This is a genomic window from Bacillus sp. mrc49 (assembly GCF_002803435.1).
The window spans coordinates 1-328 of record NZ_PHNG01000073.1; the positions used below are offsets into that span (position 1 = coordinate 1).

1 protein-coding gene is annotated in these 328 nt (G+C 68.6%); it reads right to left on the reverse strand.

Translation table 11 applies throughout. The features are described from left to right. Positions 1–328 (reverse strand): glycosyltransferase (locus CVN76_RS00530; RefSeq protein ID WP_157805381.1); only part of this gene is annotated, 328 nt, incomplete at both ends.

The following is a 328-nucleotide window of genomic DNA, read 5'->3' on the forward strand; positions in this document are numbered from 1 at the left end:
GCCGGCACGCTCTGGAACAGCTCGCGGCGCAGGGCGAGCAGGGCGCCGTCGGCCGAGACCATGCAGCCGGTGCGATTCTCCACCCGACGCAGCCAGCCTTCGTAATGCCGGTACAGGCTATCGCCGACGCTCAAGCCGCCGCCGGTGACCGGAATCACCATGTGCCCGGCGCAGGCGCCGACGCTCGGGTCACTCAGCGGAGCGAGCAGGTAGCCGAGGGTTTCTCGCGACCATTGGTTATCGGCATCGGTGAACACCAGAATATCGCCAGTCGCCAGCGCCACGCCGGCATTCAGCGTCGCGGCTTTGCCCTGGCGCGGCAGGTCGA